This window comes from Paenibacillus tritici, from assembly GCF_018207515.1.
Lineage (GTDB): Bacteria > Bacillota > Bacilli > Paenibacillales > Paenibacillaceae > Paenibacillus_AQ > Paenibacillus_AQ tritici.
The window spans coordinates 5,103,251-5,120,636 of sequence record NZ_CP073365.1 but is presented as its reverse complement, the minus strand read 5'-3'; the positions used below and the strand labels follow the sequence as shown (position 1 = coordinate 5,120,636).

Below are 17,386 nucleotides of genomic sequence, written 5' to 3'. Positions count from 1 at the left end.
GCGGAAATGAGGAGCAGAAGTGCACCTCAATCCGGCAAAAGCGAGCATCAGGAGGAAATGAGGAGCAGAAGTGCACCTCAATCCGGCAAAAGCGAGCATCAGGCGGAAATGAGGAGCAGAAGTGTACCTCAATCGGCCGGAAGCGGGCATAACGTGCACATCTGGTGCAAGTCAGCACCTTCCTTTTGCTCATTTAATAACACGTGTTATATATGGGAGGAGAATGAGAATGAAGATGTTCTGGACAGAAGAGAAGCTGGCCGCACGGTTGAGAGAGCTGGAGGGTTACCGGTACCGTGAGCGGATCGCGCTTGATGAATGGCAGGTTACTGAGGATCTGGAGGGGGAGAACGGTGTCTATCCTTCCACACTTGCAGGAGAGAAGAAGCTGCGGACGGGGGAGTACTGGACCGGCAGTGATGTCTATCTGTGGCTGCACAGGAAAATAACGATTCCTGCTGACTGGCAGGGCAGACGTATTGTAGGATTGTTCGATTTCGGCCGCACGGGCGGGGGCAACAACAGCGGGTTCGAATCTCTGCTGTTCCTGGACGGCAAGCCGTATCAGGGGGTGGACTCGAACCATCAGGAGGTGTTTCTTGAAGACGGTGCGGCCGGCAGGGAGCTGGATTTCACCTTCCGCTTATGGTCGGGTCTGAACGGGGACGGCCAGCTGATTCCCCAGGAACACAAAATCAAGCGGGCAGAGCTGGCTTATCTGGATGAATCGGCTGACAATCTGTATTATACCGGCAGAGCGGCGATCGGCACCTTCAAGCAGCTTCAAGAGAGCCAGGTGGAGAAGCAAGAGCTGCTGATGGCCTTGAACCGCGCCTTCAATATGCTGGACTGGTCCAGACCCGGAAGTGCTGAGTTCTATGCTTCCGTCCAGGAGGCCGAGAAGAGCCTGCTGGAAGCCTTGGCCCGGCTGGAGCAGGAGCATCCGGTTACGGTAACAGCCATCGGCCATACACATATTGATGTGGCCTGGTTATGGCGGCTTACCCACACCCGCGAGAAAGCGGCGCGCTCCTTCTCGACCGTACTGCGCCTGATGAAGCAGTTCCCGGAATACGTTTTTTTGCAGACCCAGCCTCAGCTCTATGCGTATATTAAGCAGGATTACCCGGAGATTTATAGCCAGATTAAAGAGCGGGTGGAGGAAGGGCGCTGGGAAGCCGGAGGGGCGATGTGGCTGGAAGCGGACTGCAATCTGACCAGCGGGGAGTCACTGGTGCGCCAGATTCTGTACGGGACGAAGTTTTTCCGCGAGGAGTTTGGAGTGGACTGCAAATATTTATGGCTGCCCGATGTGTTCGGCTATAGCTGGGCGCTGCCGCAGATTCTGCGCAAGTCGGGTATTGACACCTTCATGACGACGAAGATCAGCTGGAGCCAATACAACCGGATGCCGCATGATACGTTCCAGTGGAGAGGAATTGACGGCAGCGAGGTGCTGACCCATTTCATCACCACACCGGAGGGGCCTGAATCGGGTGCCTGGTATTATACGTATAACGGCCTGATCGAGCCCTTCTCTGTGCAGGGCATATGGGACCAGTACCGTGACAAGAACCTGAACCGCGAACTGCTCTTGTCCTATGGTTACGGGGACGGGGGCGGCGGTGTCAACCGCGAGATGCTGGAGATGCGGCGGCGGCTGGATACGATGCCGGGTCTTCCCCAGGTGAAGACGGGGCGGGCGGCGGAATATTTCGAACGGCTCCATGAAACCATAGACGGCACCGATCAATATGTGCATACCTGGGACGGGGAGCTATATCTGGAGTATCACCGGGGGACCTATACCAGCCAGGCCTATAATAAAAGAATGAACCGCAAGCTGGAGCTATTGTACCGTGAAGCGGAGTGGCTGCAAATGCTATGGGCGGCGGAGAGCGGCGGATTCACACAATATCCTGTGGAATCGCTGCTGGAAGGCTGGCAGATTATTCTGCGCAACCAGTTCCACGATATTATTCCCGGCTCCTCGATTCATGAGGTGTATCAGGATTCACGGGTGGAATATGCGGAAGCAGAGCAGCTTGGTCTGGAGGCAAGGGATGCTGCGGCTGCGCGGCTTGTCAGCCTCGCCCTATCTGCTGAGCCGGAGAACGCTGACCCTGTCGGCCTCGCCCTATCTGCTGAGCCGGAGAACGCTGGCCCTGTCAGCCTCGCCCCATCTGCTGAGCCGGAGAACGCTGGTCCTGTCAGCCTCGCCCCATCTGCTGAGCCGGAGGACGCTGGCCCTGTCGGCCTAGCCTCATCTGCTGACCCGGCAGATGCCCCGCTGCGGACCGAATATACGATCTTTAACAGTGCGTTCTTTGCAGGCACCAGGCTGGCAGCCATTCCTCACAGCGCAGAGAACGTCACCTGGACAGATGCCGCTGGGAATTACCTGCCAGCCCAGCGCTCCGGCGGTCATTGGCTGGTCGAGACGGCTGCGGTACCGGCGATGGGCAGTGCAGTGATCACAGCTACGGCGGGCGGTGTACCGGGAGAGAGCCGGGAGCAGTCTGTTCCCTTTAGTCATCAGGATTCAACATTAACCACTCCTCACTATATTCTGGAGTGGAATGAGGCTGGTCAGCTTAGCCGGATCTTCGACCGCAGCGCTGCACGCGAGGTGCTGGCACCGGGTGAATGCGGCAACGTGCTGCAGGTATTTGAAGATAAGCCGAAGATGTTCGATGCCTGGGATATTGATCTGTATTATCAGGAGAAAATGCGGGTGGTCACCGATCTGCGCTCCGTCAAGCTGACCGAATGCGGCCCGCTGCAGGCAGTGCTGGAGTTCACCTGGAAGTACATGGATTCCACGATTATCCAGAAGGTCAAGGTCTATAGCGGAAGCGCGCGGATGGACTTCGAGACGCTGGTGGACTGGCATGAACAGCACCAGCTGCTCAAGACGGCATTCCCGGTTGCCGTGCGGGCAACGGAAGCCACCTATGATATCCAGTTCGGCAATGTGAAGCGTCCGACCCACTGGAATACGAGCTGGGACTATGCACGGTTCGAGAGTGTAGGCCACCAGTGGGCCGACTTGTCGGAGCGGGGGTATGGCGTCAGCCTGCTGAACGACTGCAAATACGGATACGACATTAAGGATCATACGATGCGGCTGTCGCTGATCAAATCAGCAACCAGCCCGGACCGGCTGGCCGACCAGGGCGAGCACCGTTTCACCTATGCCTTGCTTCCGCATCAGGGGGATTGGGCTGAAGCGGGAACGGTGCAGGAGGCCTGGGCGCTGAATCATCCGCTCCTGGACGTAGAAGGAGGATATGCCGCCGGAAGCGGCAAATCCCTCATCACCTGCGATGCCCCGAACATTGCCGTCGATGCCGTCAAGCTGGCGGAGGATGGCAGCGGATGTATTGTCAGGCTGCATGAGTATACAGGAACACGCTGCACAGCGAATGTCAGCAGCGATTATTCCGCCGTCTCCTGGCAGCTGCGCGATCTGATGGAGCGCCCGCTGGAGACAGAAGCGGTGGACGGACCGGCGATCCGCCTTGATTTTAAACCGTATGAGATTCATACGGTGCATATTGTCTTTGCCTGAGTGGCCGTTCGAGGGGGTACACTATACGTGTCTACTCTATAAAAAAAGCAGTGTCTGCCTGTCAGGGCAAACACTGCTTTTTTGCATGATAATTTATCCTTCTATTTCTCACTGAAACAGTTGCTGCCCGTTAAAGGGACGGCATAGCCGTTGCTACTTGGCGTACCGTATCAAGTGGATAGATATATCCACCCTGTTCGTAGAAGGATGGGATACGCTGAAATTGCGGTACTTGCTACAATAAGGCTGTAAGGATACAGAATGATTCCATCAATCACCGAGCCTACCAAAGGGGAGTGTATGCAATTGACAACAAAACGTTCATGGATGAGAACGCTGACCACGATGTTTGCCTTGACAGGAGTGCTTGCCGGCTGCGGCGGCAATAACAGTGCGGGAAGCAGCGGCACGGCGGCTCCGGCCGGTTCATCGGCCACGCCTGCAGCTACTGCTGCTGTGGTGCAGAAGGTTAATTTCTCCATGGTCTCAGCCAGACCCGGGGACGAGGCTTTTTACAAGGAACAAATGGACATTTTCATGAAAGCGAATCCAGACGTCAAAGTGACGGTCATCGCCAACCCGACGGAGCAGTATAACAATGCGCTTCAGCTGTCTTTTGCCGCCAATGAAGGCCCGGATATCTTCTTCATCGAAGGCGGCCAGCCGCAGGCAAGAACCGTCTACGACAACAAATGGGTGGAACCGCTGGACAGCTATATGGATGATGCGTTCCTGGCGCGGTTCCCGGAAGGCTCCTTCAGCCGCACCAGCCAGACCCGGGTGAACGGGGAGATCATCGGTGTCCCGGTCCGCGACCCGCGCTTCGATAAAGTAAGACCGTTGTATTACAACAAGGCCATTCTGGAGCAGTACGGCTACAGTGAACCCCCGAAGACACACAGCGAATTCGTGGAAGCGGCAACGAAGATAACGAAGGAAGGCAAAGGGCAGGTATACGGCTTTGCCATGATGGGCAAGGCTCCGGCGGTGTTCGGATTAAGCGTGTCCGGCCTGGGGTCCGGGCTTGAAGGCGGTGTAATCGGATACGAGGGCAATACCATCATCAACCTGAAGAGCGGACAGTTCTCGGCGAAGTCAGCGACACCGGTGGTAGAGATCCTGCGCCAGCTGAACGCACAGAAGATTGTGGCGCCGGGCTGGGAGAACTGGGATACAGCGCAGATGCATCAGCAGTTCGCAGCCGGACGCGTGGCGATGTTCATCGGCGCAGCCTGGCAGGCGGAGGAAATCCGCAAGCTGAACGAAGGCATGGATATGGGCATTGCGGCAGCGCCGGTTCCGGATGCGGGCCGCAGCGGATACCGGGATACACCAACGATTGCAGAGCCGCGGTATGCTATGAGCTCCCAGTCGAAGGTGAAGGAAGCGGCGTGGAAGGTGCTGGACTTCCTGGGCTCGCAAGAGTTCGAGCGGGCGAATTATGAATATGCCAAAGAGCTGGTGCTGATGCCGGCAGCTATGGAAGGCATTGAGATGTCGGCAGATATGCAGCAAATGGTGAAGGTGATGGATGAGACGATCAGGATGGCACCGGCGGTGAATACCAACAACCAGAACTATGACCAGTTCTCGAAGAACATCAGCGACGCGATGCCGAAGCCCAAAATCCAGGAGGTTTTCCTGAAGGCGGTCATGAGTAATGAAGACCCGGTTCCGCTCGCAGAGGAATATGATGCCAAGGCCAACAAGGTTATTGATGAGCAGATCAAGATGGCTAATGACGGCGGTATTACCTTCTCCAGAGAGGATCTGAAGTACCCGGATTGGGACCCTATGCAGGACTATATCATCGAATAAGCGCTGCTTAGGGTCCGGAAACCCTATAGAACAGACAGGAGTGAATACATTATGGGCTACGGCACACCGCAGCAGACGATTCCTGCTCCCGCCGGCAAGGCTCCGTTCTCCAGAAGGGCGGAGCTGTTCAAACAAATCAAGAAGCACCGCTATCATTACCTGTTCGTGCTGCCGATGCTGGTGTTCTTTTCCGCCTTCACCTTATGGCCGATGCTCGCAAGCTGGTATTATTCGTTCTTCAACTGGGATGGCATCGGCTGGCCGACAGATTTCATAGGTCTGGGCAACTTCCGGGAAGTGGCCGCCGATCCGGGCTTCTGGAACGCTTTTATGAACACCTTCCTCTTCGCACTGACTCATGTCCTGATCCAGATGCCGCTGGCGCTTGTCGTGGCGGTGATTCTTAATAACCAGTTTCTGGCGGGGAGGAATATCTACAGGCTGCTGCTGTTTGTGCCTGTGATCTCAACAACGGCGGTTATCGGTGTTATTTTCTCAATTTTGCTGAATCCGCTGGGCGGTGCAGTCAACGAGATGCTGCTGAACACCGGTATCATAAGCGAGCCGATTAACTTTCTGGGATCTACTGCTCTGGCGTTGCCCACACTGCTGGCTGTTTCGGTCTGGAAAAGCTTCGGCACACCGATGATTTACTGGCTTGCGGGGCTGCAGACAATACCGGCTGAGCTGTATGAGGCGGCCAAAATTGACGGGGCAGGCAGGATACAGAGCTTTTTCCGTATCACCATTCCTATGCTCGCACCGATTGGCCTTGTAATTACGCTGCTCACTTTTATCAACAATCTGGATCCGTTTGATCTGGTCCGCACGATGACCGAAGGCGGCCCTGTCAAAGCTACCGATGTAGTCCAGACTTATATTTTCCGTTATGCATTCGAGCCGGAGAGCGGCTCTTCCCGGTACGGCTTTGCCTCGGCTGCAGGCATTCTGTTCAGTCTGGCGGTTCTCGTAGTAGTCATTATCCAGGCGCTGACCGGCAAATATGCCCGCAGATCCGGCACGAAAGGAGCGGAGTAACCATGTATCGGCTAACCCGTCTGCTCAGACAACTGCCCGTCCAGCTCCTGCTGCTGGGCTTCACCTTAATCTGGAGTTATCCGTTTATCTGGATCATCTCCTCCTCCTTCAAGTCGCAAAGCGAAATGTTCCTGGGCGGGATTAACATTATCCCCAAAGAGCCGACCTTCGATAATTTCGTACGGGCCTGGGAGCTGGCTAACTTTTATCAATACTTCTTCAACTCGGTTATTGTCACTGCATCGGTAGTCATGCTTGTGCTTGTAATTACCTCGATGGCGGGGTATGCGCTGGGCAGAGGCGCCATGCCTGGTAAAAAGCTGATTATGACGATGCTGATCATCTCGATGTTCCTGCCCAAAGGCTTCACGATTCTTCCGCTGTTCGAGCTGATCGTCGGACTGGGCTTCAACAATACGCTGATGGGAGTCATCCTGGCCGAGTCCGGCCCGTCCAAGATCGTATCGATCCTGCTGTTCGTCGGCTATTTCGCCTCGCTGCCCAAAGAGATGGAGGAATCCGCCACGATTGACGGCGCCGGTTACTTCCGTATGTTCTTCAGCATTATGCTGCCGCTGTCTAAGCCGATCCTGGGTACGGTGACTATATTCAGCTTCATCGGGGCCTGGAATGCGTTCTTTGTCCCGCTGACCTTTACGTTAAGCAAGCCGTCGCTCCGTACGCTGGGGGTCGGCATGTACAACTTCTTCGGGACCAATAGCGTGGACTGGACCGGACTGGCGGCGGGAGCAGTCATGTCTGTTGTACCGATTATCATCGTATTCCTGTTCCTGCAGCGGTATTTCATTGAAGGTCTGGCCGGTTCCATCAAAGGCTAAGCAACGGGAGGTGTGGGCATGAGTCAGTTACAAGCCGTGCGGGCGGATGTGCTTGTTGTTGGGGGAGGAACAGCCGGCTGTGTGGCGGCCATTGCGGCCGCCGAAGAAGGCGCCAGGGTTATTCTGGTTGAGAGCGATACCGCACTCGGCGGAGTCGCTACCCGGGGAGGAATCCACCGTTATTACTACGGGTCTCCCGGAGGGCTGCAGGAAGGGATCGACCGCAGGACTGCAGAAGCAGCCGCAGTCTTCGGCGGGAAGACCAAGGGCTTCCATCCAGACGCGAAGCGGGTGGTGCTTGCAGCCCTCTGCCGCGACCTAGGAATCGGGGTGTGGCTGGATTCTGTTGTCTATGAGGTGATCAAGGAAGCAGACGGGGTGGCAGGTGTGCGCCTTCTGACTCCTGCCGGGCCGCTTGAAGTCCGCGCCGGGGTTACCATCGACAGCACCGGCAACGCCCATCTGGTGCGCATGGCCGGCGGCAAGCTCCGGCACGGCCGTCAACTGGACGGCATCTATCATAACTATTCGTTCATCCCGCGCAGAGTCCTGGACGGCGAGATTGGTTATGACAATCTGGATGCCGGCTGGGTAGACCCTTATGATCCGTGGGACGTATCGAGAGCCTTCATCCGCGGCAGGGAGTGGGTCAGGCAAGGAGGTGAACAGGGGGCGCGTTATTTCGCCGTCTCCTCTATGCTCGGTGTGAGGGAAGGCGGACTTATTGAAGGGGACGCAACCATTGTGCTGCGGGATTACATCGAAGACCGGCCCTCCCCGGAGGTTATCGCCCGCAGTTATTCTCATCTCGACAATCACGGCTTCGATACAGGCAATGAGAGTGAATTCAGCCAGTTGTGGATTGCAGTCATGGGCTTGTTCGTCAAGGGGCTCTGGTGCGATATTCCGTATGGGGCGCTGCTGCCAAAAGGGCTGGAGCGGCTGCTGGTGGCCGGGCGTGCCTTGTCAGCGGAAAGAGATGTCAGTATGGGGATACGGATGCAGAAGGATATGCACAAAACCGGGGAAGCGGCCGGGGTAGCAGCGGCGTTAAGCCTGAAGGCGGACTGCACCCCCCGGCAACTGGACCGTTCCCTGCTGCAGAAGCGGCTGGTAGAGCGCGGCGTGCTGGAGCAAGAAGATCTGCAGCGGAGCACAGGGCGGAATCTCCGCTTCAGGCAGGGGGATCTGGCCGGTCTGGAGCTGGATGCGGACAAGGCCGTGAGGTATAGTGAGCAGCTTGCCGGATATTTCGGGACGGAAGAGAGCTGGAAGGCGGTCTGGCTGCTGGGCCGTTCATCAGCCGCAGCCGGCGGCCCGGAGATCATCCCGTTACTGGCCGGCAAGCTTGAAGATGAGGCTGCCGGTGCCGCCTTCTGCTCAGCCATTACTCTGGCGATGCTCGGCAGGGAGGAGCCTGTGCCTTATCTGCTTGGCCTTATAGCTGCAAGGGACAGCAACAAGCTCAGCAATCATCCGAAATGTGTGCCTTTCTGGGTCGCTTCATTTGTCCTCCTGCGTATGCTGAGAAGCCCTGCCGGGCTGAAGGAGGCCGTTATTGCCCTCGCGGAACAGCCGGGTGCTGTGCACAGCACTTTTCTGCTGGACTACTTGTCTTCCGTCTTGCCGCTCCTAAGCAGGGAGCAGCGAGCAGAAGCGGCGGCTGCGGTTAAGGCCTGGCTGGGGTCCGCCGGACTGGGGGAGGATTACCGGATGCACGGCGACCGGCCTGAATCGCTCCGCTGGAGTCTGGAGCTTAGGGCCGCCGCATTTCTGTCACAGGCCGGGGAGGATGACAAGGTGAGTATGAATATTGCCGCAGCCTCAGTCTCGGATTCAAGAGGGTATGTGCGCAATGCGGCTGCCCGCCTTATTCCCGGCAGTGCAGCAGGTACGCTGGACAAGGAGTCCGCTGTCCCGCTGCTTGGAACCTTCGACCTTGCAGTCATCGGTGCGGGAACAGCAGCGGTCATCTGTGCGGCTGCCCTGGGCCTGCGCGGCAAGCGCGTGGTGCTGCTTGCGCCTGGCAGTGCCCTGCTGACAGAGGTTACGAGATGCCGTGTCACTGCCTTCCAAGGGGCAAAAGAACAGGAGGATCATGCGGTCAGCAGGCTGATCGGCCTGCTCCGTAGGGAGGGGGCGTGGAACGGTGCACAGCTGGAGCCTGTACGGACACAACTGGCAGCAGACCGTTTCTTGGAGGAAGCCGGAGTAAGCGTCCTATATGAAGCCAGGACCCTGGGGTCATGGAAGGAAGGGGAGCGTAAGGTAGTTGAGCTCGCTACAAAGAACGGGCGCTGCATCATTTATGCGGGAGAATTAGTTCCGGCTGCGGGTGGATACGGGAATACCCGCCCTGCGGCACCGGGAACGCTGACGGCAGTTCTCACATGTACAGAGCCGTTCGGACAGGAGGCAGACGGGCGCTGGAGCCCCTGGCTGTGGACCGCCTCCCGGCTGCTCCTGCGGCTGCGGCCGGGTTATTATCCGGAGGAGGCATACCTCGATATCCGCTGGCCGGAGGAAGCTGCCGGTACAGCAGCTTCAGGTGAGCTGCTGATGGTTCCGGCAGTAGGAGAGCTGCGCTGGCAGGGCCGGATTCCTGATACTGCTGCGCTTGCCTATATTGCGGATGACGTATGGCCGGAAGGCTTATCGGGGGAAGCGGGGAGCGGGCTGAATCCAGAGGATACCTTCATTGCCGACCAGATAACCGCCGGTCTGGCCGCTGCTGCCCGGCTGCCGGATCACTAAGCAGTCTGTTTTTGAACAAGCAAGCATAAGTTATCCATCCTATAATCCAAAGGAGCGATTATTCATGACTATTCTTTCTGCACTGCCGCTTGTCCGTATTGCTGAAATCCGGGTGGAGAGTGCACCGGAGCTTGCCGTAACCTTCACTTCCCTGGCCAGCCTCGTGCCTGCTGGCACGCGCCATCTGGTAGTTGAGGTGAACGCCGCGCAGACCTACACCGAGCGCAGATTCTGCGAGGTCATTCTGAATGGCGATACGGCCAGCCACTATAACCGCAGGGAATTCACGGCGGCCGGCTCGGCAGTAACAACAGTAAGCACTACGAATATTAATGCGGCACAGGGTGTGGACGTTCCTCCGGCATCTGCCGGTTACGGAGGCGGCTATCTGCTGTTTCCGTTTGCCTTCCGCACCGACAACCTGAAGTTATGGCAGACGATGGGCTCTTCCCTGGAGACAAGATTGCAGCGTCATTCGGGGGCCTGGGAGAGCACGGCGGCTATCAGTTCCATTACCCTGCGGCCCTGGCAGAATGTTCCCGGCGGCGTCAACCAGTGGGCGGCCGGTTCTATTGTGACTCTGTATGCGGTAGATGAGGCACGGCTGGCTGCGGACCGTCTGCCTGACGAACGGTCGAAGAAATTCACCTTTGGCACCCTGCCTTCAGATGCCAATCATCTGCTCCTGCTGATGCATCTAAGATCCAGCCAGAACCTGGTCACCCGTCAGGGCGACCGGGTCTATCAGCAGCTTAATAATGATACGGTCTCCGCCAATTATCCCATTCAGCGTTTGGGCGGTGAGGGGATAGCGGACAATAAAATCATTGATGAATTTTTCACGGAGAAGCGGGTGGGCTGGTCAACCGCCGCTGCAGCCCCTGCGGATTCCTTCGGCAATCTGGTCGTCATGTACCCGGAGTACCGGAGTACCGTCTTCCATAAGCCGTGGATGAGCCAGCATGCCGAATTTGAAGAGGTCTTCTATCCGGTCAGCCAGGAGAACGGCCGCAGAAGGAACACGGACGCGCTGAATCACCTCCATTACTTCCCAGGCATAGGCGGGGAATATTATCTGCCCGGGTCGATCATCAGCGCCTATAAATCTGAAGTACCGGCTGCCCGGCATGTTGTATCCGCCTCCGGCGAAGCCTCCGTTACGCTCCAGGTTCCGGCAGGAGCTGTAGGACTGCGGGCGGTGGCCGTTGCCAGAACCAATGGCGCCGGGAAAGAGGACCGGCTGCTGATGGAGCTGAACGGTGATGCTTCCGCTGCCAGCTATGCTGTCCGCCGGGCGTCAGCCAGTGAGCATACTCATGAGACGGCGCTGCAAAGCGATAATGAAATCGGGGTTATCCCTGGCGGCGAAGCGGAAGCCGGGCAGTACGGCTGCGGAGCGCTTGCCATTGTCCGGCATGCCGACACTGACCGGCATAAGCATATTCTGTCCCTGATCGGCGCTTCCGGCGGGCGGCTGGCCTTGTACGGCGGCCGGTGGAAGAACAACGCCGCCGTGACCTCCGTTACGTTTAAGCCGAAGAATGGAACGCTGTTTGCCGCAGGCTCTGTTTTTGAGCTCTTGGTTGCAGGAGACGCCTTGTAGAATTATAACCGGGCAGCGAAGAGCAGTCCTAAAGTAAATATTCTACTGACCATTCAGCTATCAAATTTCTCAAAAGCTTCAAACGTTAAAAAACCAGCGATTCCCGTTATTGGGATCGCTGGTTTTTTGTCTTTTGGTTTTGGGTAAGCTGGGCTTCAAGTTTTGCACGGCGGAAGGAATTCGGGGGTGGAGGTAGGATCGCTGCTGTCCGGCCAGCCACATGAAAGGAGGGTGATTTCTTTTCGTGTTTGAAAAAACTACTTTTTGCCCTTCCGGGCACCCTCCTCTTCCCGGTATTGACTGGGGGTCTTGCCGGTGAGCCGCCTGAAGATTCTGGCGAAATATTTATAATCGGGAATGCCGACCTGTTCGGCAATCTCACCCACCTGCTTATCGGTTTCCCTAAGATATTGCTTGGACCGTTCAATCCGGTAACGGGTGACATAGTCGGAGAAATTGATCCCGGTCTGGGACTTGAACAGGTGGCTGAAGTAATTGGGGCTAATGGCTGTGTACCCGCTGACATCCGCCACACTGATGGGCTCCTGGTAATGGTGCGCTACATAACTCAGCGCCTTACGGATTTCGGAGCGCTGCACTGGCTGGTCGAAGGAGAGGCGGCTCTCACTCGCTCTCCACAGGAACAGACTTAATAGAAATTCCTCTGTATCATGGATGGTTTCGATACCGTCAATACCGGTGAGATAGCGGCTGCGGGAATGGGAGTCGGAAGCCGTCCAGCGCAGGGTGAGCTCCTTCATCCAGCGGAGCAGCACCTGCGGCTCCGGCTTCCACCGGACGATGGGCCGGATGTATTCCTCATGCACCAGCCGCTGAAGGTGGGAGGGATCGTCCAGTCCGGCAAGCCGTTCGGCAGGGTCGGGAAGCTCCGGGTTATCCGGAATATCAGGGGAAGAAGGGCTCACCGGGGCAGGGGCATTCTCTTTCCCGGCTCCGTACGCTGAGTCATGCTCATGATAGCCGCCATGACCGTGATAGAACAACACGGCATTCAATTGCTCCAATTCTTCAAATGCACTGCCGAATGCTGCCGGCCATGCCTCCGGTGAAGCATCCATCGGATGTACGGCACTTACCCGGACCGATACGGTAAAGGGCAGGTATTTGCGGGCGTGATGGAGGATGCTCTCATAGAACAGCTTATGCTGTTCTGTATGCCGCTCCGGTTCCTGAAGCAGTATCCAGAGACCAATGCTCTGCGAGTCCCAGTCGAATACATTGCAGGAGACGTTCTGCCCGGCAAGCTCCTCAATCATTCTCATCATCACATATTTGAACAGTGTGAGGTCCTTCGGGTGAAAGGTCTGGGACAGACGGTGGTAACCGTCAATACTGACCATTCCCAGGGCGAAGGCCGGTGCCGGTTTTTGCCAGTGCAAATAATCGCATGTCCCGCTAAGCCGGGTCAGAGAATGGACCGTTCCGCTGCGGATATCCAGTATAAGCTGCTTGCGGAGCAGCGGCTGGCTGTCCTGGAGCTGCCTGCGCTCCTCAATGGACAACAGCATCTTTTCACGGTCAGCCTCAATATCGCTGCGGGCCTGGTCCAGGATTTCGAGCAGCTCCTGATAGCCTGAGGTTACCTTCAGCAGATATCCCAGCGCCCCTAACATCACGGCCTTGCGGGCGAACTCAAACTCCTGGAAGCTGGACAGAATAATGACCTTGATCCTTGGCATCTGCTGCTTCAACTGCCCCGTCAGCTCCAGGCCGTTCATCCTTGGCATGACCACATCTGTTATGACGATATCCGGGCTGAGCTGTCTGCATAGCTCCAGCGCTTCTTCGCCGTCCTCCGCTTCACCTACGATCTCGAACCCGTGCTCCTCCAGCGGATAAGCATAACGGAACCGTTCCCGGATCAGCGCCTCGTCATCCACCACGATACAGCGGATTTTGTCCAGTACAACCGGATTACTGCTCATCTGTCTGTTCTCCTCTCACCGCCGGGAAGGTAATGTTGATTATCGTACCAGCGCCTTCTGCGCTCTCAATCTTCAGGCCATAAGCTTCACCGAAATGCAACTGCAGCCGTTCGTGTACATTCCGCAGGCCCATCGAAGAATAATGGGGGATGTCTCCGGCAGCAGCAGGTGGGGGCGTTAGCGGGTCCAGCAGTCCGGCAAGACGTTCCGGGGCAATTCCGGTGCCGTTGTCCTCCACAGAGAGCTGCACCAGTCTGGAGTTGAATAGCCTGCCGCGCACTGTAATATGGCCCTCTCCGCGCCGTTTATCCCGGATTCCATGGAATATGGCATTCTCCAGAATCGGCTGAAGGGTCAGCTTCATGATTTTGCAGTCCAGCAGCGCTTCGTCAACGTCAATGCTGACTTCGAATTTGTGCTGATACCTGATCTGCTGCAGGTAGATATAATGTCTTAACCCTTCCAGCTCCTTCTCCAGACTGGTCAATGCTTCCCCTTTGCCCATTGAATATTCCAGCAGATTCACCAGCGCATGCAGAACCTTGGCGATTTCATCCGTCCGCTTCAGATCGACCAGGGCATTAATAGAATTGAGGGTATTATAGAGAAAATGCGGATTGATCTGAGCCTGTAAGGCACGGAACTCATATTGCTTCTTCAGCTTCTCTGTCCGCAGCTTGTCATCAATCAGCTCACCGATATGGTCCAGCATAATATTGAAGGAATCTGCCAGGGTACGGAATTCATCCTTCCTCTTCAATTGGACGCGCAGCCCGAGGTTGCCCTTCTGGATCCGCCGCATCTGGAGGATAAGGCCGGAGATGGGGCCGTCAATGTAACGGGCGAGCAGGAAAGAGAGAATCAGTGACAGCAGGATGAAGAAGAGGACCAGGTAGATGGCATAATAGCGGAGCCGGGTGACAGGTGCGAGAATATCCTGCTTATCGACAAAGCTGACCAGCCGCCAGCCCTGTGAATTGGGACCGCCAAATAGCGCCACGAACTCTTCGTGATCATTATAGAGGGGGAGGACACCGTCCGCGTTATGCAGAAGAAAGCTTTGAATCTGGGGAAATAGACCGCTGTATTCATCCTGCCTGACCTTGACCGAGCTGAGGATCGGCTGCAGGTCCCGGTTGAACAGTAAAGTGGACGTTGTCGGGGACGGGTTCATACCGGTGATCAGCTCGTTGATGGCCAGGAGGTCGATATCGGCTGCCAGTATTCCTTGAATATCCATGCCTCTGTAAACGGTTACGGCAATGGTGAGCACAAGGCCTTTATTCTCGGATTGGTAGGGGCCGTAGGTCTGCAAGGAGGTCCAGGAGGACCTTGCTCCGGCAAAAAGCTGATTCATAAGGGCATCAGGCAGCACGGTGGTCTGTGCTGTTTCATAGATGGAATAATCGGGGGCAATGAAATACATGCCTCTTGAAAAAGGATACACCGAGTACTGGTACATCCGGAGCACGCCCTTTACAGCTTCGCTGGACTGGTCGGTCTCGGCCAGCTTTCCGGCGAGTTGTCCCAGCGGGGCTCTGATGTCCGACATAATCCGTTCCAGCTGCTCGAACTGCCGGTCGGCATAGGATTTCATCTGGCTCATCTGTTTCTCGGTCAGAAGGTCTGTAATATACCTGTAGGCAATCAGGCTGATGGACAGCGCAACCGTCAGCATGCAGGCAAGAATGATTACGAACATTTTGAAACGGATTTTATGCAGATATAGAAGAAGCTTCTTCATGTCAGATTGCCCCCTGCTGTGATCCAAGCGATAAGTCCAGTTTAACGATTTTTTTTCGCTGCTGTCAATGCACAGGGCGAACAAGGGAAGCACACAGCAAAACAGAGCCGCCAAAGGCTGACTCTGCAAACTTGGGCGGGCCGGTGCACTGTCTTGCCCGAACCTCCGCTATGATATTGTAAGACTTCCAGACCCGTCTACAGCAGCTTAATCAGCGCCTCCAGCTCATCCATCAAACTTTGGGCAAGCTCAAAATCAGTAGCTTTTAGAGCTAATTCGATTTTGGTTTCCAATGCTTTTTTCTGCTGTTCCAGCTCGAGATAGTCCTTATCAAAATGCCGGGCATAGATCATCTTTTTGAACTTTTTGATTGTCATTCTTCTAACAGTCTTATCATCAATGATCAGCACATAATCCATCCCGTTGACCACTGAATAAAAATCATGGGAGATCATGAGAATCGCACCTTTGTAGTCCTGGATGGCCTGGTCCAGTGCGATTTGGGTGTAGGTGTCTAAATGGCTGGTCGGCTCATCAAGTAGCAGCAGGTCTGCGTTACTCACTGCAACCTTAGCCAATTGAAGCAGATTCTTCTCGCCGCCGGATAAAGATTCTATGCGCTGGTTGAGGATTTCCCCTTCAAAGCCATAGCCTGCAAGATGCGCCCGGATCTCATCATAAGTGGACATCCCGGCATCAATGAATTCTTCAAGCAGGGTATTGGAATCCTTCAGCACTTCGCCTTGAAGCTGAGAGAGGTAAGCGACTTTCGCATCCGCATGGAGCGTAATAGAATCCGGATGGTTGTTGGCAATATCCCGCAGCAACGTCGTTTTGCCGGTACCGTTGGGACCGATCAGGGCGACCTTATCCGTAGACTTCATCTCAAAGCTCACCTTGTCGAGCAGCAGCTCATCATAGGCGGCTCTATACTGATCGACCTTCAACACCGTGAGGTCCTGAACATCATGATCTATTCCAAAATGGATCTCCGGCTGCTTAATATCTACGAAGGGTGCTTTAATCCGGCGCGCTTCCAGCCGTTCCTGAAATTTCACTCTGGCCTTCAGTGCTCTCCCCCGGGAGGCTTCTGAATTATAAGTGGCGATAGCTCTAAGGTTGTCGATGATATTCTCGTTTCGCTCAATTTCTTCCTTTTCAGCGAGAGTGAGCTCCTGCAGCTCGATTTTGGTCTGAAGCAGGGAGAAGTTATATTCGATATACCGCCCGTCGTACTCCTGAATCTCCATGTTCTCCAGATGAATAATTTTGTTGAAGCAATGATTCAGCAGATACCGGTTATGCGTGACCACCAGCAGGATGCCTTTGTGGGAATTAATCAGCTGCTTGAGCGCATTCAGGTTATCGAAGTCGAGGAATACATCAGGCTCATCCATGATCATCAGGTCGGGACGGTTAAGCATTTCCTTCATGACTTGAACCAGCTTGAATTCCCCGCCGCTCAGATCGGATACCTTCAGATCTCTTCGCTTCATGAGATTAGCCAGATTCAGCTGCTTATGAATGTTGCTCTCGAAATCATTCCCGCCCATGGCATCAAAGGCGTCCAGCGCCAATTGATACTTGTCCAGCAGCGGCTCTATGTCGGATGACGTTTCCATTTCAGAGCAGATCGACTCGATTTCGTTCTGGAGCTTAATGAAGGATGCCCCGATGTATTCAAAAACGGTTGTATCCGCAGAGGTGTCCGGCTGGGCGAACTGGCTTACATACCCGATGCTGCAGCCGGGCTCCATCTCTAGCCTGCCATCGAACAAGTACCGGTCAGGGTCCATCAGGATATCAATTAGTGTGCTTTTCCCGCTGCCGCTTGTTCCGATGAAAGCGCAGTGCTGCCCCTCTTCGAGCGTGAACGAGATGTTTGTATATAGCTCCTTTTGCGGAAAGGAGAAGGACAGTTGTTCAACTTTTATCATAGAATTACCTTTCTGTGGAGCTGAAGTAGTGATGAGTTTACCGTTGATAGCCTAACACTATTTGCTGCTAACATCAATCCTTCTTCAGGATTACGTGTCTTGCAGCGAATCTTGGGTTCTATAATAGCTGAAAAGC

9 protein-coding genes are annotated in these 17,386 nt (G+C 55.4%); 6 read left to right on the top strand and 3 right to left on the bottom strand.

Features of this window, described 5'->3' with window-relative positions:
* Window positions 1-235 precede the first annotated feature (235 nt).
* From KDC22_RS22265 to KDC22_RS22240, 6 genes are all read left to right on the top strand, one after another.
* Entirely contained in the window at window positions 236-3,571 is a 3,336-nt protein-coding gene (locus KDC22_RS22265) for an alpha-mannosidase (RefSeq protein WP_211724138.1), read from the top strand.
* A 306-nt stretch (window positions 3,572-3,877) separates the two neighbouring features.
* Window positions 3,878-5,389 (top strand): ABC transporter substrate-binding protein, encoded by a 1,512-nt coding sequence (locus tag KDC22_RS22260; RefSeq protein WP_211720345.1) that lies wholly within the window; start codon window positions 3,878-3,880, stop codon window positions 5,387-5,389.
* A 51-nt stretch (window positions 5,390-5,440) separates the two neighbouring features.
* Window positions 5,441-6,427, top strand: a complete 987-nt coding sequence (locus tag KDC22_RS22255; protein WP_211720344.1) for a carbohydrate ABC transporter permease — start codon at window positions 5,441-5,443, stop codon at window positions 6,425-6,427.
* Window positions 6,428-6,429: 2 nt separating this feature from the next.
* Window positions 6,430-7,266, top strand: a complete 837-nt coding sequence (locus KDC22_RS22250) for a carbohydrate ABC transporter permease (RefSeq protein WP_173129818.1) — start codon at window positions 6,430-6,432, stop codon at window positions 7,264-7,266.
* Between the two features lie 18 nt (window positions 7,267-7,284).
* Complete coding sequence (locus KDC22_RS22245; protein WP_211720343.1) at window positions 7,285-10,020, top strand: FAD-dependent oxidoreductase; 2,736 nt, start codon at window positions 7,285-7,287, stop codon at window positions 10,018-10,020.
* 64 nt (window positions 10,021-10,084) lie between these two features.
* Window positions 10,085-11,623: a hypothetical protein gene (locus KDC22_RS22240; RefSeq protein ID WP_211720342.1), complete on the top strand. Its 1,539-nt coding sequence runs from the start codon at window positions 10,085-10,087 to the stop codon at window positions 11,621-11,623.
* A gap of 257 nt (window positions 11,624-11,880) precedes the next feature.
* Here KDC22_RS22240 and KDC22_RS22235 read toward each other — a convergent pair whose 3' ends face one another.
* The 3 genes from KDC22_RS22235 to KDC22_RS22225 form a co-directional block, all read right to left on the bottom strand.
* Complete coding sequence (locus KDC22_RS22235) at window positions 11,881-13,569, bottom strand: response regulator (protein WP_211720341.1); 1,689 nt, start codon at window positions 13,567-13,569, stop codon at window positions 11,881-11,883.
* Window positions 13,559-15,313: a cache domain-containing sensor histidine kinase gene (locus KDC22_RS22230; RefSeq protein ID WP_211720340.1), complete on the bottom strand. Its 1,755-nt coding sequence runs from the start codon at window positions 15,311-15,313 to the stop codon at window positions 13,559-13,561. Before KDC22_RS22230 ends, KDC22_RS22235 begins: the two co-directional genes overlap by 11 nt.
* Before the next feature lie 197 nt (window positions 15,314-15,510).
* Window positions 15,511-17,250, bottom strand: coding sequence for an ABC-F family ATP-binding cassette domain-containing protein (locus KDC22_RS22225; protein ID WP_211720339.1), 1,740 nt, complete (start codon window positions 17,248-17,250; stop codon window positions 15,511-15,513).
* Between the last annotated feature and the right edge of the window lie 136 nt (window positions 17,251-17,386).